We start from the raw sequence: 18067 nt of genomic DNA, 5'->3' as shown, positions 1-18067 counted from the left end.
CCCATGGCCGACCTTCGCTCGAATTTCATCGGCATCAAGTCCCCCAATCCGTTCTGGCTCGCCTCGGCGCCCCCGACCGACAAGGAATACAATGTCGTCCGCGCCTTCAAGGCGGGCTGGGGCGGCGTCGTGTGGAAGACGCTGGGCGAGGAGGGCCCGCCGATCGTCAATGTCAACGGCCCGCGCTACGGCGCCATCCATGGCGCCGACCGGCGGCTCCTTGGCCTCAACAACATCGAGCTGATCACCGACCGGCCGCTGGAGGTCAATCTGCGCGAGATCAAGCAGGTGAAGCGCGACTGGCCGGACCGCGCGATGATCGTCTCGATCATGGTGCCCTGCCAGGAGGAGTCCTGGAAGGCGATCCTGCCAAGGGTGGAAGAGACCGGCTGCGACGGCATCGAACTCAACTTCGGCTGCCCGCATGGCATGAGCGAGCGCGGCATGGGTTCGGCCGTGGGCCAGGTGCCGGAATACATCGAGATGGTGGCCCGCTGGTGCAAGCAGTATTCGCGCCTGCCGGTGATCGTCAAGCTTACCCCCAACATCACCGACATCCGCTATCCGGCACGCGCGGCGAAGCGCGGCGGGGCCGATGCCGTGTCACTCATCAACACCATTTCCTCGATCGTCTCGGTCAACCTCGACAATTTCGCGCCGGAACCCGCGATCGACGGCAAGGGCAGCCACGGCGGCTATTGCGGCCCGGCGGTGAAGCCCATCGCGCTCAACATGGTGGCGGAAATCGCCCGCGACCCTGAAACCCGCGGATTGCCCATCTCGGCGATCGGCGGCGTCACCACCTGGCGCGACGCGGCGGAATTCATCGCCATGACAGCGGGCACCGTGCAGGTCTGCACCGCGGCGATGACCTATGGCTTCCGCATCGTCGAGGAAATGAAGACCGGCCTTGCCCGCTGGATGGACGAGAAGGGCTATTCCACGATCGAGGATTTCCGCGGCCGCGCGGTTCCCAATGTGACGGACTGGCAGTATCTCAATCTCAATTATGTGACAAAGGCCCATATCGACCAGGATCTCTGCATCAAATGCGGCCGCTGCTATGCCGCCTGCGAGGACACCTCGCACCAGGCGATCATGAAGGAGAAGGACGGCAAGCGGCATTTCGAGGTGATCGATGCCGAATGCGTGGCCTGCAACCTGTGCGTCGAGGTCTGCCCGGTCGAGAGCTGCATCACCATGGTGCGGATGACCGACGGCGTCGATCCGCGCACCGGCCGCAAGATCGACCCCAACTATGCCAACTGGACAACGCACCCGAATAATCCCATGGCCCTGAAGGCCGCGGAATGAACACAACTCCTGCTCGGTAGTGAAAGTCCCTCTGCAACTGCGTGGCCCGGTTCGATACGGCGCTTGCCGGAGCCGCTGCTTAAGGATAAGTTGATCGTCATGCATGGAACAGCCGCAACCGCGCTTCCGGACGTGCTCCAACGCTGTGAGCATTGCACTGTGCGCCACCAGGCGGTTTGCGGGGCCATGGACGAAACCCAGGTGCGCAAGCTTGCGCAGATCGCCCACCGCAAGAAGATCCGCGCCGGGCAGACCATTATCTCCGACGAGGATCCGGTCGATTTCTTCGCCAATGTGATCTCGGGCGCCATCAAGCTCACCAAGACCCTGCCGGACGGCCGCCAGCAGATCGTCGGCCTGCTGTTCGCGCCGGATTTCCTCGGCCGCGCCTATTCAAAGAATAATCCGTACACGGCGGAAGCGGCGACCGACGTTGAGATCTGCACCTTTCCCAATGCCGCCTTCGAGCGCCTGGTCGGCGAATATCCCGGACTGCAGCAGCGGCTGTTCCAGCACACGCTGGACGAACTCGACGCGGCGCGGGACTGGATGCTGCTGCTCGGCCGCAAGACCGCCGAGGAAAAGGTGGCGAGCTTTCTCTACATGCTGGCCCGCCGCAGCATGCTTGGCGGCTGCGCCCACAAGAACGAGGCCGGATCGGCCGCTTTTGAGCTGCCGCTCACCCGGTCAGACATGGCGGACTACCTCGGGTTGACAATTGAGACGGTGAGCCGCCAGCTCACCCGCCTCAAGACCAGCCATGTCATCCGGCTCAGCACCAGCCGGCTGATCATGGTGCCGGATCTGAAACGGCTTGCACTGGCCGCCGGACAGGATGGCGACCGTCATTGATCGGCGTCAATGACCGGTCATTCGGGATGCGCCATAAAACTCCCAGACAGGAGAGGGTAACGCGATGAGCTACAAGACGATATTGGTGTCCTTGAATGAAGTCGGCCGCCTCGAACAGCTGGTCGCGGCCGCGGTGAGCCTGGCGCGCGGCACGGGCGCCCATGTCTCGGGCCTTTATGTGATCCCGTCGGTGCAGGTCTATCCCTCGGTTGGCTTCGAGGCCGCCCCCCAGGTGTTCGAGGGCAACCGCACCTTCTTCAAGGACAATGCCGCCCGGGTGAAGCAGGCCTTCGAGGAGGCCATGCGGCGCGAGGCGCTGCCCCATGATTTTCATCTGCTTGACGCCCGCAGCCCGGTGATCGCCGAGGAAGTTCTGGCGGTTGGCCGCTGCGCCGATCTTCTGGTGGTTTCCGCCACCAACCCCGATGAGATCACGGGGGTCGAGCGGGATTTCGTCGAACAGGTGATCATGTCAGCCGGCCGGCCGGTGATCGTGCTGCCCTATCAGGGCAGCGCCGCGATCTCGCTCGACGAGATCATCGTGGGCTGGAACGGCGGCCGCGAGGCGGCGCGCGCGGCGTTCGACGCGCTGCCGCTTCTCAAGAAGGCCCGCAAGGTGCGCATCGTCTGGGTCGATCCGCAGAAGGAGCCGTCGCTGCGCGGCAGCGCCGCGGGCGCGGACCTCGCCGAGACGCTGGCCCGCCACGGCGTCAAGGCCGAGGCCCAGGGCTACCCCACCGACGGCCAGGACGAGGGCCAGGCGCTGCTGCGCTGCGCCGACGATACCGGCGCGGGGCTGGTGGTGATGGGCGCCTATGGGCACAGCCGGCTCGCCGAATTCATCTTCGGCGGCGCCACCCGCTTCGTGCTCACCCGCATGTCGCGGCCCGTGCTGATGTCGCATTGAGGAGAGGTTCATGCTGAGCAAGATTCGCCTCGAACTGGCGCGTGACCATGATCATCCGAAAGGCACGGGCGATATCGGCTATGAATTCGCGGCTCCCCTGGACGGTCACGGCAAGATCATCCCGGAGGAATGGCACAAGCACCGCGATCACTGCCGCGTGGTGCGCTTCCGTCCGAACGAGGACGATGACATCGGCCATCTGGTGCGCAAGCCCGGCGGCAGCTGGGCCTTCCATTATGACATCGCGTCGGACGCGGAGGATGACGAGCAGGGCTACCGGTTCGATGATCATGCCTTCAAGGTCGGCGAATATGTCTCGATCCGGGAGGATGATGGCCTGCGCACCTTCCGGGTGGTGCGGGTGCAGCCAGTCGCCTAGGCCCTTGCTTCGGCGGGGGCAAGCCGCTACCCATCGCGCCCGAAACGGCAATTGATCGGGGCGCTGCATCATGGCGAGTTACAATCTGTTCCTGCTTCCGGGTGACGGCATCGGCCCGGAGGTGATGAAGGAAGCCGAGGCGATCATCGCCTGGTTCAACGCGCAAGGCATCGCCCGTTTCGAGGTTGACCGCGGGCTGGTCGGCGGCGCCGCCTATGACGCCCATGGCAAGGCAATCTCGGAAACCGACATGGCCAAGGCCATGGCCTCGGATGCGGTGCTGTTCGGCGCCGTGGGCGGCCCCAAATGGGACAAGGTGCCCTATGACGTCAGGCCAGAGGCCGGCCTTCTCCGCTTGCGCAAGGACCTGGGCCTGTTCGCCAATCTGCGCCCCGCCATCTGCTATCCGGCGCTGGCCGATGCCTCCTCGCTCAAGCGCGAGGTGGTGGAAGGGCTCGACATCCTGATCGTCCGTGAGCTGACGGGTGGCGTCTATTTCGGCGAGCCCAAGACCATCACCGACCTCGGCAACGGCCAGAAGCGCGGCATCGACACGCAGGTCTATGATACCTTCGAGATCGAGCGCATCGCCCGCGTCGCCTTCGAACTGGCCCGCACCCGGCGCAAGAAAGTGTCCTCCGCCGAGAAGCGCAACGTGATGAAGACCGGCGTGCTCTGGAACGAGGTGGTCACACGCGTGCACGGCCAGGAATACCCTGATATCCAGCTGGAGCATGTGCTGGCCGATAACTGCGCCATGCAGCTGGTGCGCTGGCCCAAGCAGTATGACGTGATCGTCACCGACAATCTGTTCGGCGACGTGCTCTCGGACGTGGCGGCGATGCTGACGGGTTCGCTCGGCATGCTGCCCTCGGCCTCGCTCGGCGCGGCCGATCCGAAATCCGGCCGCCGCAAGTCGCTTTATGAGCCGGTGCATGGCTCGGCGCCGGACATTGCCGGCACCGGGGCGGCAAACCCGATCGCCATGATCGCCTCCTTCGGCATGGCGCTGCGCTATTCGCTGGGGCTGGGCGGCTGGGCCGACAAGCTCGACCAGGCAATCGCGGCCGTGCTCGCCAAGGGCATCCGCACCCGTGACATCGCCGGCGGCCAGCCCGCAAATGCCTCGACCAGCCAGATGGGTGCGGCGATCCTCGATGAGCTGAAAGCCCTGGCCTGAGCAAGGCCAAGGCAGCGCGCGTGATGATGGCCGGGGCAAGCCCGGGGGTGACGAGAGGTCTCGCTATCTGACTTGGATTGGGCAAGCGCTATCATCCGGCGCCAAGCGCCACCTTCTCCGATTGGCTTCGCCAACGGGAGAAGGGACGATGCGCGCGAAAATCACAGATTCTTCAGCCCGGCCTCGATCTGGGCGCGGCGGGCCTCCAGGAAGGGCGGCAGCGACAGCGTGGTGCCGAGTTTGTCCAGCGGCTCGTCGGTCGCGAAGCCGGGGGCGTCGGTCGCCAGCTCGAACAGCACGCCGCTGGGCTCGCGGAAATAGAGGCTGCGGAACCAGAAACGGTCGACCGGCCCCGAGTTGGGAACCCGCATGGCGGCGAGGCGTTCCGTCCAGGCATCATAATCAGCATACGGAATATTGAACGCCACGTGATGCACCCCGCCCGCGCCCTGCTGGGCGGGCGGCAGCGCGGGATCGACCGTCACCCGCAGCTCCGCCACCGCGCCGGCCCCGTCCATGCGGTAAACATGGGTGCTGCCGAACTGTCCGGCCGGCGTCATGTTCATGAGCCTGGTCAGCACCATGTCGGTGCCGCGGAGTTCGGGCACGCTCATGGTGATCGGCCCCAGCCCCCTGATCTGGTGTTCGGCTGGAACCGGGCTGCCCTCCCAGATATGGGCTTCGCCCGCGTCATCGGCAATGAGCGCCAGCCGCTGGCCCTCGGGGTCCTCGAAGGCCAGCACGGGCCGGCCCGCTTCCTCGGCGATCTTCTCCTGCCTGACGCCAAGCGCGGCGAAGCGCTGCTGCCACCACAATAGGCTCTTCTCATGCGCGACGCGCAGGCCCGTGCGGGTGACCGACCGCGTGCCGCGCCGCTCGCGGCCCACCGGCCAGTCGAAGAAGGTGATATCGGTGCCGGGCGCGCCGACGCCATCGGCATAGAACAGGTGATAGGCCGAGGTGTCGTCCTGGTTCACCGTCTTCTTGACCAGCCGCAGACCGAGCGTAGCGGTATAGAAGCGGTGGTTTCCCGGCGCGTCGGCGGTGACGGCGGTGAGGTGGTGGAAGCCTTTGAGGTTCATTGGGGCTCTCTGTTCAGCCGCCCTGGATGCGCGGCAGGAGGTAGATTTCCGCCCCTTCGGGGAGGGCTGTTTCCCAGCTGTCGCGGTAGATGCGGCCGTCGATCGACACCGCCACGCCGCGCGCCAGATGCGGGCCCATGCCGGGATAGGCCTCCTCGAGCTTGCGAAACAGCTCGCGGATGTTCTTGGCCTCGATCTGAACGACAGACGCTCCGTCCGCGGCCGGACGGAGCGCCCCCCAGAGGTGGATGTCGGCCAAATCAGGCCTTCTTGGACTTCTTCGCGGCCTCGAGCGCCTTGAGCACGCGCGGCGGCGACATCGGCACATGCGTCATCCGCACGCCGAAGGCGTTCGACATGGCGTTGGCGATGGCGGCGATCGGCGGCACGATCGAGGTTTCGCCCACGCCGCGCACCCCATAGGGGTGGTTGGGGTTGGGGATCTCGAGGATCTGCGTGTCGATCATCGGCAGGTCGGAGCACACCGGGATGCGGTAATCGAGGAAGCCCGGATTCTGCAGCCGGCCATCCTTGCCGTAGATGTACTCCTCATTCAGCGCCCAGCCGATGCCCTGCGCGGCGCCGCCCTGATACTGGCCCTCGACATAGGCCGGGTGCACCGCCTTGCCGGCGTCCTGGATCACCGTGTAGCGCACCACCCTGGAGCGGCCGGTTTCGGGGTCCACTTCCACGTCGCAGATGTGCGTGGCGAACGACACGCCCGCGCCATCCGCCACGATCTCGGCATGGCCGGCGATCGGGCCGCCGGTGTTGGCGGCGGCGGCGGCGATCTCCTTGAGCGACAGCGGCGCCAGATTGCCATACTTGCTCCCCATGGCCTTGGCCTGGCCGTTCTCCCAGGTCACGTCCTCGACGGGGATTTCCCACATCTTGGCGGCGCGTTCCTTCAGCACCTCGATCGTGTTGCGGGCGGCGAAAATGCCCGCCATCGAGGAGGAGAAGGTGCCGCGGCTGCCGTCGGTCATGTCATTGTGGCCGAGCGCCGCGGTGTCAGCCACCGCGCACTTCACCTGGCCATAGGGCACGCCCAGCTCCTCGGCGACGCACAGCGCCAGCGAGGCGCGCGAGCCGCCCACGTCCACCGTGCCGACGGTCAGCGTCACCGTGCCGTCCGGACCGACATTGATGTCGGTGCAGGTCTGGCCGCCGAAGTTGAACCAGAAGCCGCAGGCGTAGCCACGGCCCTGGTTGGGGCCGAGCGGCGCCTTCATGTGCGGATGCTTCCGGGCGGCTTCCAGCGTCGGGCCGATGCCGATCGGGCCGTAGACCGGGCCGTAGGAGGACTTGGTGCCCTGCTTGGCCGCATTCTTGATGCGCACCTCGAGCGGGTCCATGCCGATCTTCTTGGCGAGCTCGTCGACGACGCTCTCCACCGCGAAGGCCGCCATCGGCGCCGACGGCGCGCGGTAGGCCGCCGACTTCGGGCGGTTGACCAGCACTTCGTAGCCCTGGGTCCTGACGTTCTTCAGGTCGTAGCAGGCAAAGGAGGTCATGGCGCCAAGTTCGGCCCACATGGTGAGATAGGGGCCGGAGGCGTAGCGAAGCTCCGCCTTGCCCGCCGTGATGGTGCCGTCCTTCTTGATGCCGATCTTGACATCGATCGAGGTGGCGCTGGTCGGGCCGGAGGCGCGGAACACCTCTTCGCGGCTCATCACGATCTTGACCGGCCGGTTGGCCTTGCGCGACAGCGCCAGCGCCACCGGCTCGATCCACACATGGGTCTTGCCGCCGAAGCCGCCGCCAATCTCGGATGAGGTGACGCGCAGCTTCGAGACATCCATGCCCAGCAGCATGGCGCAGTGATTGCGGTAGACGAAATGGCCCTGGGTGCACACCCAGAGTTCGCCGGTGCCATCCGGGCTGACGCTGGCCACGCAGGCATGCGGCTCGATGTAGCCCTGGTGCGTCTGCTCGGTGCGGAAGGTGCGCTCGATCACCACATCGGCCTCGGCGAAGCCCTTCTCGACGTCGCCATGGCCGAAGCTGGTGACCTTGGCGATGTTGGACGCCTTCTTCGGCTTGGGCTCGACGCCCTCGGTGAAGCAATCGGCGTGCAGGATGGGGGCGCCGGGCTTGACCGCCTCGTCCACATCGGTGACATGCGGCAGGATCTGATAATCGACCTTGATGAGCTTCAGCGCCTGCCTGGCGGTCGCCATGTCGATGGCGGCCACGGCGGCCACGGCATGGCCATCATAAAACACCTTGGTGCGGGCGAGGCAGTTGTCGAGGATGTCGAACATGCCCTTGTCGCCGCCGGTGAGGTCAGGCAGGTCGGCCGCCGTCAGCACCGCCTTCACCCCGGCCAGCTTCTCGGCCTTCGAGGTGTCGATCTTCTTGATCTTGGCGTGCGGGTGCGGCGAGCGCAGGACCAGGCCAACCAGCTGGCCCGCCACGTTGTGGTCGGCGCCGTATTTGGCGCGGCCGGTCACCTTGTCGATGCCGTCAGGGCGCAGCGGCCTGGTACCGACGGTCTTGAAGTCCTTGGCGTGATAGGATGCGTCGAGCGGCATGGATCAGGCTCCTCTCATAACTTTGGCGGCGTCCTGGACGGCGCGGACGATTTTGTCATAGCCGGTGCAGCGGCACAGATTGCCAGCGAGGCCGAAGCGGATTTCCTCTTCGCTGGGGTTCGGGTTCTTTTCCAGAAGCGCCTTGGCGGCCATCAGGAAGCCCGGGGTGCAGACGCCGCATTGCAGCGCCGCATGTTCGATGAATTTGGTCTGCAGCGGGTGCAGGTCAGGCCCGTTGGCCAGGCCCTCGACCGTGTCAACCTTGCGGCCCTGGGCCTCGATGCCCAGAACCAGGCAGGAGCACACCAGGCGGCCGTCGAGCTGGATGCTGCAGGAGCCGCAATCGCCGGTGCCGCAGCCCTCTTTGACGCCGGTGAGGCCGATCCGGTTGCGCAGCGCATCGAGAAGCGTCTCGTTGGGCTCGCAGGCGAATTCGACATGATCGCCGTTGACGGTGGTGGAAACCAGAACAGCCATTATTACTTTCCTCCTGCGCGCTTATAGGCGATCTTGGCGGCGCGCTTGGCGAGCACGGCGGCAACCTTGACGCGGAACTCGACCGTGCCGCGCTTGTCATCGATGGGGCGGCAGGCGGCGGAGGCCGCTTCGCCCAGCTTCTCCAGCGCGGCGTCATCGAGCTTGGTGCCGATGATCGCCTTGGCGGCAGCCGCCACCAGCAGCACGGTGGGCGCAACGGCGCCCAGCGCCACGCGGGCCTCGGTGATGACCCCCTTGGCGTCGATCGTGACGTTGACGCCCGCACTCACCACCGCGATGTCCATCTCGGTGCGCGGAATGAAGCGGAGATAGGCATCGCCCGAGCGCGGCTTGCGTGCCGGAAGCGCCAGCGCCTCGACGAGCTCACCCTTCTTGAGGGAGGTCTTGCCGGGGCCGATCGCCACCTGCTCCACCGGAACCAGGCGCTTGCCCTTGGGCCCCTGGATCACCGCCTTGGCGCCGGCCGCCACCAGGGCGGGAACGCTGTCGGCGGCGGGGGATGCGTTGCACATGTTGCCGGCCATGGTGCAGCGGCCCTGGATCTGCTTGGAGCCGATCAGATTGGCGGCCTCGACCACGCCGGGCCAGGCCTTGGCGAGGGCCTTGTTCTCGCCCAGCTCGGCGCAGGACACGGCGGCGCCGATGGTATAGCCGGAGGCCGTCTTCTTGACCTCGCGCATCGCCTTGATGCGCTTGATGTCGACCACGAGATCGGGCTCGACGAAGCCGCCCCGCATGCGCACCAGGAGGTCGGAGCCTCCCGCGAGCACATAGGCGCTGCCCTTGGCCTTGGCGAGCAGGCTCACTGCCGCCTTGGTGGTTTCTGGTGCTGCGTATTCCATGTCATGTCACCTGGTTGGAAATTCAAACGGCATTATTGGGCCGGCTGGGCGTCAAGGTCAACGGCTGCGACAGTATTTCCGCCTGACCGGGACAGTTGGCCGCCGGTTGACGCCGCCCCCGCCGCCGTGGGATGTCGCGCAACCGGGGATAAATGGCGGGAATGGGCGATGGCGGCGGACAACAAGGGCGGAGACGCGGTGGCGGCAGCCGAAGCCAGGGTCCGCGCGCTCCCTATCTGGCAGGGGGCGCCGCAGCTCGTGCCGCTCAGGGGCGGGGTGAGCAACATCAGTTTTAAGGTTACCGATTCGCAGGGCAGCTATGTGGCCCGGGTGGGCGGCGACTATCCCTGCCACCAGGTCTCGCGGGAGCGCGAGGCGATCGCGGCACGCGCCGCCTTCGCGGCCGGCCTGTCGCCGGAACTGGTGCATGCGGCGGACGGCATGATGGTGCTGCGCTATATCGAGGCCCGCACCTACACCGAGGCGGATGTCAGGGCCGATGCCGAACGCTGCGTCGGCATTCTGCGCCGCTGCCACCTTGAGCTCGGCCGCCATGTCCACGGCCAGGGCGCCATCTTCTGGGTTTTCCAGATCCTGCGCGACTATGGCCACACGCTGGTCCGCCACGGCCACCGCCATGCGCCCGATGTTCCGCGCTGGATGGAGATCGTCGACCGGCTGGAGGCGGCGCAGGTGCCGCTGCCGGTCGTGTTCGGCCATCATGACGTGCTGCCCACCAATTTCCTCGACGACGGCCGCCGCCTGTGGCTGATCGACTGGGAGTATGGCGCCTTCGGCACCGCGATGTTCGACCTGGCCTCGGTTGCCGCCAACAGCTCCTTCGATGCCGCCGGGGAACAGCTGATCCTCGAAACCTATTTCGGCAAGGCGCCGCCGGAATCCCTGTGGCGGGCCTTCCACGCCATGAAGGCGGCAAGCGCGCTGCGCGAAGCGGTGTGGGGCATGGTCTCGGAACTCTACCTCGCGGCCCCCGGCGTTGATTACGTGGCCTATGCCAGCGAATATCTCGGCCGCTTCGAGAAGGTTCACGCCGCCTATGTGGCGGATTACGGGGCCTAGGTAATGGATCGCAAGGACCTCGAGGCGCTGGACCAGGCCGATCCGCTGGCCAGCAAGCGTGCACAGTTCACGATCCCCGAAGGCCTGATCTATCTCGACGGCAATTCGCTGGGCATGCTGCCCGCTCACGTGCCGTCCCGGCTTGCCGAGGTGGCCACCCGCCAATGGGGTGAAACGCTGATCGGCTCCTGGAACTCCCATGGCTGGTTCGACCTGCCGCGCAAGGTGGGAAACCGCATCGCCCGGCTGACTGGCGCGGCCCCTGATAGCGTCATCGTGGGCGACACCATCTCGGTCAATCTGTTCAAGCTGCTGGCGGCGGCCGCGAAGCTCAGGCCGGAGCGGCGGGTGATCCTCTCCGACGACGGCAACTTCCCCTCCGATCTCTATGTGGCGCAGGGGTTCCGCGACCTCCTCGACGATGGCTACCGGCTGGAGATCGTGGCGCCCGGCGATGTGATGGCGGCGATCAGCAGCGAGGTGGCCGTGGTGATGCTCACCGAGGTCGACTACCGCACGGCGCGCCGCCACGGCATGGCGGCGGTGACCGCCACGGCGCATGCCCATGGCGCGCTCACCATCTGGGATCTCGCGCATTCGGCGGGCGCGCTCCCCGTCGATCTGGCGGGCGCCGGAGCGGATTTCGCGCTGGGCTGTACCTACAAGTATCTCAATGGCGGACCCGGCGCGCCGGCCTTCCTCTATGTGCGCCCCGGCCTGCAGGACAAGGTGCAGCCAGCGCTCGCCGGCTGGTGGGGGCATGCCGCGCCATTTTCCTTCGACCTCGATTACCGCCCTGCCCCCGGCATTCTGCGCAACCAGTGCGGCACGCAGCCCATTCTGTCGCTCGCCGCACTCGATGCCGCGCTCGATGTCTGGGATCATGTGGACATGGCCATGGTGCGGGTCAAGTCCGAAGCCCTGTGCCAGGCCTTCATCAGCCTCGCCGAGGAACGCTGCGCGGGCTTCGGCGTCAGCCTGGCGGGGCCGCGCGACATGGCGGAACGCGGCTCGCATGTGTCGCTCCGCCACCCCGAGGCCTATGCCGTGATGCAGGCGCTGATCGCCGCCGGGGTGGTGGGCGATTTCCGCGCGCCGGACCTGATGCGCTTCGGCTTCGCGCCGCTCTACAACCGCTTCGTGGACGCCTGGGACGCCGTGGACGGCATGGCGGATATCCTGGCGCGGCGGGCGTGGGACGATCCCCGCTTCCTGGCCCGCAAGGCGGTGACATGATCATCGACATTTCGCAGCCGCTGTCGCCCGGCATGGCGGGCTTTCCCGGCGATGCACCGTATACGGAGGATTGGACCTTCCGCATCGGGCCCGCTTGCCCGGTGAATGTATCGCGGGTCTCGTTCTCCGTGCATTGCGGCAGCCACGCCGACGCGCCGCTGCATTATGACGCCGGCGGCGCCGCGGCGGGCGCGATGCCGCTCGCGCCGTTTCTCGGGCCCTGCCGGGTTATCGACGCGCGGGGTGCTGGAGCGCTGTGCCTGCCCGGCGAAATCGAAGCGGCGCTTTCCGGCGCGCCGCCGCGCATCCTGCTTCGGCTTGGCGAGGCGCGCGATCCCCATTCATGGCCTTCTGGCTTCCGGGCGCTTGACCCCGCGGTGATTGCGCTGCTGGCCAGGAACGGCGTGATGCTGGTTGGCATCGACATGCCGTCCGTCGACCCCGAAACCTCGAAGGCGCTGCCCGCCCATCAGGCCTGCCGCGCCGCGAATATGCGGATTCTCGAGAACCTCATGCTGGCGCATGTGACGCCCGGCGACTACGAGCTGATCGCCCTGCCGCTGCGCTTCGAAAACCTCGATGCCTCACCGGTGCGGGCCGTATTGAGGCGGTAGAACCGGTCAGTCGTTGTCGATGATGGTCACCGTGGCGGCCGTCGGGCTTCCCAGCGTGAGGCCGCCCGACGGACTCGACAAGCTCACCGTAAAGGTCTCCGGACCTTCTGCCGCGCGGTCGTTCACGATGGTGATAGGCACCGACACTGAGGTCACGCCCGGCCGGAAGGTCATCTTGCGGGAAATGGCCCTGAAGTCGGACCTTGCAGCGGCGGTGCCTGGAACGGCGGCCACCATCACAGTGGCGGTGCCGGCCGTGAACGCGCGCGTCACCCTGACCGTAACCCGGCGGGCGGCCTCGTTGACCTCATAAGCGCTGACCTCGAACTGAAAGGCACGCGGCGCATCGACAATGCCGCGGATGAAGCCGTTGATGCTGGTCTCGGCGACATTGGTGTAAACGCCAGGATATCCTGGAAGAGCGCAATCCTCGCCGAAGCTGACGATACCGACCAGTTCCGTGAAGCCTGATCCGCGGTTGATGGTGAGCGGCCCGCCAGAGTCGCCTTTGCAGGAATCCTTTCCGGCCTCGCCGCCGGCACAGATCATCCGGGGCGTCACATCTTCCTGGGAACCGCAGGCGCCGGACACAGTCGGCACGAACGGCACATCGACTTGCTGCAGATTGGATGGAGAATCGCCGCTCAAGGACAACCACCCCCATCCGGTAACGCGCAAGAGAGTTCCAGGCGTGGTGGGCTCCATGGTTGCAAGTGTCGCGAAGGCGATGCCGGTGACCGGTGTTGCAAGTTCCAGCACAGCGGCGTCATACTCACTGGTTTCCGGGTTCCAGCCCGGATGGATCACGATCCGGGAAACATTGATACGGTTGCCCCCGCCACGCCGCGCCAGCGACTGGGTGCCGACGAGAACCTGAACTTGGCTGCGTGGAACTCCGATAAAGTCCACGCAATGGGCCGCCGTCACCACATGATACTCCGAAACCAGGGTGCCGCCGCAGAACTGGGACTGAAAGTTATCCGCAACCCTTTTGTTCATCAGACCGACCTGGAACGGATGAACGCCCGGGCTGGCATCGGTGCCGCCAACGATGCGCGGCGAGATGCGACGCGCTTCGGCCTTTGAAGAAGGGGCGGTGCCTGCCTTGGTCCTGACGGCGCTTCTGAGCCGGACGAAGTCCCGCCGCCAGTTGAATGCCTCCTCTGGCACAATCTTTACAAGCCCGGGCACGGTCTGCAGTTTCGCCAGCCCCGCTTGATCGACGGTCAACAAAACATAGGGCATATCCAACCGCGCCGTAAAGTTCTTGGCTTTCGGCATGGCCTTGCGCAGGGCGGCGGCGGCACTGGCGATCTCGCGGCGTTGCACCGTCCGCTCCCAGTCGCCGAGCAACGTCTCCGGCGCGAAGGCCACGGCCGTCTTGACCGCCACCCGGGCCTGGCCATCTTTGCTCACTTCGGCCTGCGCCGCGCTCAGCGCCGCCGCCAGCTCCGGATTGCTGCCTGACAATTGCTGCAGGCTGGCGCCCGGCGCCACGTCTTCCAGAAGCCGCAAGGGGATCCGCAGCTCGGTGGCCATCGCGGGGACGGCAAAGAACACGGCGAGCAGAAGCAGAGATAGTATCCGGCCGGCAAAGGTCATGTCCGTCTCCTCGGTGTCACAACGGAAGCTCATAACAGCCTCCGGTTAAGCCTAAACTTCCGGTCATGAAGTTTAAAGAATACAGTATTCGGTATTCGGTGACAATGGCGCCGAAACCGGCGGCCTAGCCGTCATAACCATAATCCCGCCGCGCCGCTTCCGGTGTCACCACGTCCGCCGCCAGATCGGCTTCGAGCAGCGCTCGGTCGCGCTTGTCAGGCAGCCCGAAGCCGCCGCCGCCGGGGAGTTCCAGCACCAGGCTGTCGCCCGGCGGGATGATATGAACGCCCTTGTCCGGCAGATCCGCGCCGGAGCCTTTTCGCGCCGCGCCGCGGCAGCCCGGAAGCCCGCCGTCACGGCCCTGGGCGGGATGGTGAATGCGGTCGAAGGTGGCCGCCGATATGGCGAAGGGGGCCGATTCCCGGTTGGCGATCTCGATCACCTGCGAGAGCCCGCCACGCCATTGCCCGGCCCCGCCTGAGTCTGCGAAGTAGTGTTTGCGTTTGAAGTAAAGCGGACACTGGGTTTCGGTGACCTCAACCGGAATGGTGCCCACGCCCGACGGGAAAGCGGTGGTGGAGAGCCCGTCCTTGCCGGGCCTGCCGCCGATGCCGCCCAGCCCCATGTTGATCACCGCGAAGCGCCTCGCCTTGGCGGTTTCTTCCGGCGGAACCCGTCCGTGGGCGGAGTAAAGCGAAAGGATCCAGATTGGCCCCGCGCTTTCCGCCTGCACCGTTCCGGGCATCGCCTGGGCGAGGCAGCCGAACACGCTGTCGGCCAGCATCTGGCCAATCACATGGCGCGCCGTCACCGGCGAGGGCCGGTTGGGATCAACGATGGTGCCGGGCTCGGTGACGAGATCGAAGCAGGAGAGCGAGCCGATGTTGTTGGGCACATGCGGCGCGATCACCGCCTTGAGGCCGAACACCGCATAGGCATGGGTATAGGTGCGCGGGCTGTTGATGCCGAACAGCGAGGCGGGCGAAGTGCCCGAGAAATCCACCGTCACCTTGCCGTCGCGGATCGCCAGCTTCGACTTCAGCACCAGTTCGCGCTCATAGCCATCGAGCGGCATTTCATAGGACCACTCGCCCTCGGGCAGCGCGCGGATGGCGGCGCGGGCGCCTTTCTCGGATTGCGTCAGGATATGCCGGGCCAGCTTATCCAGCGAGGCGAGCCTGAATTCCGTCATCATGCCGGCCAGGCGGCGGGCGCCGGTGTCATTGGCGCTGATCAGCGACAGGATATCGCCCTTCACCTCAACGGGGCTGCGGGAATTGGCGAGGATTACCGACAGGAGTTCGTCATTGAGCCTGCCCTGCTTGCGGATCATCAGGTGCGGGATGAGCGTTCCTTCCTCAAATGAGGAATTGGCCTTGGCCGACATGCCAACCCCGCCCACGTCGATGACATGGCAGGTGGAGGCGAAGAAGGCGACCAGCTTCCGGCCCAGAAACACCGGCGTCATGATCACATAGTCGAACAGATGCCCGGTGCCGAGCCACGGGTCATTGGTGATGTAAACATCGCCCGGCTTCATGGAGGCCTGCGGGAAATGCCTGAAGAAATGCGCCACGGCGGTGGCCATGGTGTTGACGTGGCCGGGCGTGCCGGTCATCGCCTGGGCGATCATGTTGCCTTTGGTGTCATAGACGCCGGCCGAAAGGTCCCCCGCCTCGCGGGTGATGGTGCCAAAGGCGGTGCGCAACAGCGATTGCGCCTGCTCCTCGACTACCGCGATCAGGCGGTTCCACATCACCTGGGTGCGGATGGCGGAAAGGGCCTTGCTGCTCATCGCGCGCGCTCCATGACGATGTAACCCAGCGAATTGACGGAGGCCCTGAAACCGGCCCCGACGATGGTGGAGGTTTCATCCTCGGCGATGATGGCGGGGCCTTTGATGGCCGAGCCCGGCTTCATGTCGAAGCGCCAGTAGACCGGCGCCTCCACCAGCCTTCCCAGGGAGGGCTCATAGACGCCGCGCCTGCCCACCGGCTTTCGCGCGGCTTGCTTCACGGCGCGAACCGCGGGCTTCGGCCGCCGCGCGGCGGCTGAGACGGTCACTGACCAGGTGATGGCCTCGGCATCCTGGCCCGGAATGCGCAGGCCATAGACCTGCTCATAGAGGCGCTCAAAGGCGGCCTTGAGCTTTGCACCGTCAGCGGCGGCCAGCTTGCGCACCGGCACGCTGACCCGGATTTCATGGCCCTGGCCGATGTAGCGGCAATCGGCGATGATGCGCACGATGGGTTTTTGCTTGCCGAGTGCGGGCGCCACCACGGCCCGCGCATCGGCGGTCATCGCCGCCAGCAGCGCGTTGACGCGGCCCGCATCGAAACCCTCCAGCGCGATGACGGCACTCCTGGTAATCTCATAGGCCACCGGCGCGCGCAGAAAACCGATGGCCGAACCAACGCCCGCGCCCTTCGGCACGATGATGGTGGAAACCCCCACCTTCTCGGCCAGCCGGCAGGCATGCAGCGGCGCGCCGCCGCCAAAGGCGATCATGGTGCAGGCGGAGATGTCATGGCCGCGCTCGATGGCATGGACGCGCGCCGCGTTCGCCATGTTCTCCTCGACGATCTCGGTGACGCCCGCGGCGGGCCAGAACTCCTTCAGCCGCAGCGGCTCGCCGATATTCTTCTTCAGCGCGGCGCGCGCCGCCCGCTCATCGAGCGCGATCTTGCCGCCGGCGAAATAGGCGGGGTCGATCTTGCCCAGCACCAGATTGGCGTCGGTCACCGCGGGCTCCGTGCCGCCGCGGCCATAGCAGGCGGGCCCCGGCGTGGAGCCCGCGCTGTCCGGCCCGACGGTGATGCGCTGGAGACGGTCGACCCGCGCGATGGAGCCGCCGCCCGCCCCGATCTCCACCATCTCGATCACCGGAATGCGCACCGGAATGCCGGAGCCCTTCATGTCGCGGTAGGCGCGCGCGATCTCGAATTTCCGCGCCCGTTCCGGTTCGCCGTCACTGAGCAGGCAGATCTTGGCGGTGGTGCCGCCCATGTCGAAGGAAAGCACATGCGGCAGCCGGCATTCGGCGGCGATCTGGCGCGCGAGGATGGCGCCGCCCGCCGGGCCTGACTCGACAAGCCTGATCGGAAACCGCGCGGCCGTTTCCAGCGTGGTGAGGCCGCCGCCCGACATCATCAGGAACAAGGGCGCGGTGAGTTTCATCTCGCGCAGCCGGTCACGCAGCCGGTAAAGATAACTCGCCATCAAGGGCCTCACATAGGCATTGGCGAGCGTGGTGGAGAAGCGTTCATATTCGCGGATCTCGGGCGCCACTTCGCTCGAGATGCACACCGTCACGTCCTTCGGCAAATGGCGCTGCAGCAGTTCGCGCACCCGCGTCTCGTGCCGGTCATGGGCATAGGCGTGCAGAAAGCCGATGGCCACCGCGCCAGCGCCAGTGGCGGCAATCCGCCGGGCAAGCGGCGCGATGGCGCTTTCATCCAGCGGGACCAGCACCTCGCCCTCGGCTGACAGGCGCTCGCGCACTTCGAAGCGCAGCGTGCGCGGCGCAAGGGGCGCTGGGCGGTCGATCATCAGGTCATAGTGATCGAAGCGCTTCTCGTAACCCTGCTCGACAATGTCCCTGAAGCCCTCCGTGGTGATGAAGGCGGTTTTGGCGCCCTTGCGTTCGATCAGCGCATTGGTGGCGAGCGTCGTGCCATGGATGAACACCGCGACATCTTCGGGCCGGTGGCCGGATTGCGCCAGCACGGCCACGATGCCCTCGATGACGCCAAGCTCCGGCGCGTGAGTCGTGGTCAGCACCTTGCCGCTCCAGCGCCTGGGGCCGTTTTCGAGAACGATATCGGTGAAGGTGCCGCCAATGTCGGCGGCCAGTCTTGCTGCTTTCGCCATGGGCTCTGGTTAGGCCCGGCCCTTGTGGCTGGCAAGAGACTTGGCGCGGCTTTTGTTTCAAGAACAGTTTTGCCCGG

General features: G+C 66.2%; 16 protein-coding genes. 8 read left to right on the top strand and 8 right to left on the bottom strand.

All coding sequences use genetic code 11. The features are described 5' to 3' along the window. Positions 1–3: 3 nt before the first annotated feature. From preA to leuB, 5 genes are all read left to right on the top strand, one after another. Positions 4–1314 carry an NAD-dependent dihydropyrimidine dehydrogenase subunit PreA gene (gene preA, locus ACKOED_RS03450; protein ID WP_408915180.1) on the top strand — a complete coding sequence of 437 codons (1311 nt, stop codon included), beginning with the start codon at positions 4–6 and terminating at the stop codon, positions 1312–1314. Positions 1315–1500: 186 nt separating this feature from the next. After that, the gene (locus ACKOED_RS03445) at positions 1501–2166 is read left to right on the top strand and encodes a Crp/Fnr family transcriptional regulator (protein ID WP_408915177.1); all 666 of its coding nucleotides are present in this window, start codon (positions 1501–1503) and stop codon (positions 2164–2166) included. A 64-nt stretch (positions 2167–2230) separates the two neighbouring features. Continuing rightward, positions 2231–3073 carry a universal stress protein gene (locus tag ACKOED_RS03440; RefSeq protein ID WP_408915176.1) on the top strand — a complete coding sequence of 281 codons (843 nt, stop codon included), beginning with the start codon at positions 2231–2233 and terminating at the stop codon, positions 3071–3073. A gap of 10 nt (positions 3074–3083) precedes the next feature. Continuing rightward, positions 3084–3452, top strand: a complete 369-nt coding sequence (locus ACKOED_RS03435; protein ID WP_408915175.1) for a hypothetical protein — start codon at positions 3084–3086, stop codon at positions 3450–3452. Between the two features lie 70 nt (positions 3453–3522). Continuing rightward, positions 3523–4632, top strand: a complete 1110-nt coding sequence (leuB, locus tag ACKOED_RS03430; protein ID WP_408915174.1) for a 3-isopropylmalate dehydrogenase — start codon at positions 3523–3525, stop codon at positions 4630–4632. Positions 4633–4793: 161 nt separating this feature from the next. Here leuB and ACKOED_RS03425 read toward each other — a convergent pair whose 3' ends face one another. Genes ACKOED_RS03425 through ACKOED_RS03405 form a run of 5 tightly spaced genes read right to left on the bottom strand, consistent with a single transcriptional unit; the run spans position 4794 to position 9588 of the window. Beyond that, the gene (locus ACKOED_RS03425; protein ID WP_408915173.1) at positions 4794–5714 is read right to left on the bottom strand and encodes a ring-cleaving dioxygenase; all 921 of its coding nucleotides are present in this window, start codon (positions 5712–5714) and stop codon (positions 4794–4796) included. A gap of 13 nt (positions 5715–5727) precedes the next feature. After that, complete coding sequence (locus ACKOED_RS03420) at positions 5728–5973, bottom strand: MoaD/ThiS family protein (RefSeq protein ID WP_408915172.1); 246 nt, start codon at positions 5971–5973, stop codon at positions 5728–5730. 1 nt (position 5974) lies between these two features. After that, the gene (locus ACKOED_RS03415; protein WP_408915171.1) at positions 5975–8248 is read right to left on the bottom strand and encodes a xanthine dehydrogenase family protein molybdopterin-binding subunit; all 2274 of its coding nucleotides are present in this window, start codon (positions 8246–8248) and stop codon (positions 5975–5977) included. 3 nt (positions 8249–8251) lie between these two features. After that, on the bottom strand, positions 8252–8725 hold the full coding sequence (locus tag ACKOED_RS03410) for a (2Fe-2S)-binding protein (RefSeq protein WP_408915170.1): 474 nt from the start codon (positions 8723–8725) through the stop codon (positions 8252–8254). Between the two features lie 2 nt (positions 8726–8727). Next, entirely contained in the window at positions 8728–9588 is an 861-nt protein-coding gene (locus tag ACKOED_RS03405) for an FAD binding domain-containing protein (RefSeq protein WP_408915169.1), read from the bottom strand. Positions 9589–9756: 168 nt separating this feature from the next. On the opposite strand from ACKOED_RS03405, the gene ACKOED_RS03400 reads away from it, so the two are divergent. Genes ACKOED_RS03400 through kynB form a run of 3 tightly spaced genes read left to right on the top strand, consistent with a single transcriptional unit; the run spans position 9757 to position 12518 of the window. Then, positions 9757–10668 carry a phosphotransferase gene (locus tag ACKOED_RS03400; protein ID WP_408915168.1) on the top strand — a complete coding sequence of 304 codons (912 nt, stop codon included), beginning with the start codon at positions 9757–9759 and terminating at the stop codon, positions 10666–10668. A 3-nt stretch (positions 10669–10671) separates the two neighbouring features. Continuing rightward, a complete protein-coding gene (gene kynU, locus ACKOED_RS03395; RefSeq protein ID WP_408915167.1) occupies positions 10672–11904 on the top strand; it encodes a kynureninase in 1233 nt (410 codons plus the stop codon). After that, positions 11901–12518, top strand: coding sequence for an arylformamidase (kynB, locus tag ACKOED_RS03390; protein WP_408915166.1), 618 nt, complete (start codon positions 11901–11903; stop codon positions 12516–12518). Before kynU ends, kynB begins: the two co-directional genes overlap by 4 nt. A gap of 6 nt (positions 12519–12524) precedes the next feature. On the opposite strand, the gene ACKOED_RS03385 is transcribed toward kynB, so the two are convergent. The 3 genes from ACKOED_RS03385 to ACKOED_RS03375 all read right to left on the bottom strand — a co-directional run bounded on the left by ACKOED_RS03385 (position 12525) and on the right by ACKOED_RS03375 (position 17990). Then, positions 12525–14015, bottom strand: a complete 1491-nt coding sequence (locus ACKOED_RS03385) for a trypsin-like serine protease (RefSeq protein WP_408915165.1) — start codon at positions 14013–14015, stop codon at positions 12525–12527. Positions 14016–14244: 229 nt separating this feature from the next. After that, positions 14245–15915, bottom strand: coding sequence for a hydantoinase B/oxoprolinase family protein (locus ACKOED_RS03380; protein WP_408915164.1), 1671 nt, complete (start codon positions 15913–15915; stop codon positions 14245–14247). Then, positions 15912–17990 (bottom strand): hydantoinase/oxoprolinase family protein, encoded by a 2079-nt coding sequence (locus ACKOED_RS03375; RefSeq protein WP_408915163.1) that lies wholly within the window; start codon positions 17988–17990, stop codon positions 15912–15914. The genes ACKOED_RS03380 and ACKOED_RS03375 overlap by 4 nt, the downstream gene beginning before the upstream one ends. Between the last annotated feature and the right edge of the window lie 77 nt (positions 17991–18067).

Source organism: Aestuariivirga sp., assembly GCF_046093005.1.
In the GTDB taxonomy this organism is placed as follows: Bacteria; Pseudomonadota; Alphaproteobacteria; order Rhizobiales; family Aestuariivirgaceae; genus Aestuariivirga.
The sequence above is the reverse complement of the archived record's forward strand: the minus strand, read 5'-3'. Positions and strand labels throughout refer to the sequence as shown.

Excerpts from the sequence above, each read along its gene's own strand:
- preA (WP_408915180.1), top strand. The coding sequence starts at position 4 with ATGGCCGACCTTCGCTCGAATTTCATCGGCATCAAGTCCCCCAATCCG.
- ACKOED_RS03435 (WP_408915175.1), top strand. The coding sequence starts at position 3,084 with ATGCTGAGCAAGATTCGCCTCGAACTGGCGCGTGACCATGATCATCCG.
- ACKOED_RS03400 (WP_408915168.1), top strand. The coding sequence starts at position 9,757 with ATGGCGGCGGACAACAAGGGCGGAGACGCGGTGGCGGCAGCCGAAGCC.
- ACKOED_RS03380 (WP_408915164.1), bottom strand. The coding sequence starts at position 15,915 with ATGAGCAGCAAGGCCCTTTCCGCCATCCGCACCCAGGTGATGTGGAAC.
- kynB (WP_408915166.1), top strand. The coding sequence starts at position 11,901 with ATGATCATCGACATTTCGCAGCCGCTGTCGCCCGGCATGGCGGGCTTT.
- ACKOED_RS03405 (WP_408915169.1), bottom strand. The coding sequence starts at position 9,588 with ATGGAATACGCAGCACCAGAAACCACCAAGGCGGCAGTGAGCCTGCTC.
- ACKOED_RS03445 (WP_408915177.1), top strand. The coding sequence starts at position 1,501 with ATGGACGAAACCCAGGTGCGCAAGCTTGCGCAGATCGCCCACCGCAAG.
- ACKOED_RS03425 (WP_408915173.1), bottom strand. The coding sequence starts at position 5,714 with ATGAACCTCAAAGGCTTCCACCACCTCACCGCCGTCACCGCCGACGCG.
- ACKOED_RS03440 (WP_408915176.1), top strand. The coding sequence starts at position 2,231 with ATGAGCTACAAGACGATATTGGTGTCCTTGAATGAAGTCGGCCGCCTC.
- ACKOED_RS03410 (WP_408915170.1), bottom strand. The coding sequence starts at position 8,725 with ATGGCTGTTCTGGTTTCCACCACCGTCAACGGCGATCATGTCGAATTC.
- leuB (WP_408915174.1), top strand. The coding sequence starts at position 3,523 with ATGGCGAGTTACAATCTGTTCCTGCTTCCGGGTGACGGCATCGGCCCG.
- kynU (WP_408915167.1), top strand. The coding sequence starts at position 10,672 with ATGGATCGCAAGGACCTCGAGGCGCTGGACCAGGCCGATCCGCTGGCC.
- ACKOED_RS03415 (WP_408915171.1), bottom strand. The coding sequence starts at position 8,248 with ATGCCGCTCGACGCATCCTATCACGCCAAGGACTTCAAGACCGTCGGT.
- ACKOED_RS03375 (WP_408915163.1), bottom strand. The coding sequence starts at position 17,990 with ATGGCGAAAGCAGCAAGACTGGCCGCCGACATTGGCGGCACCTTCACC.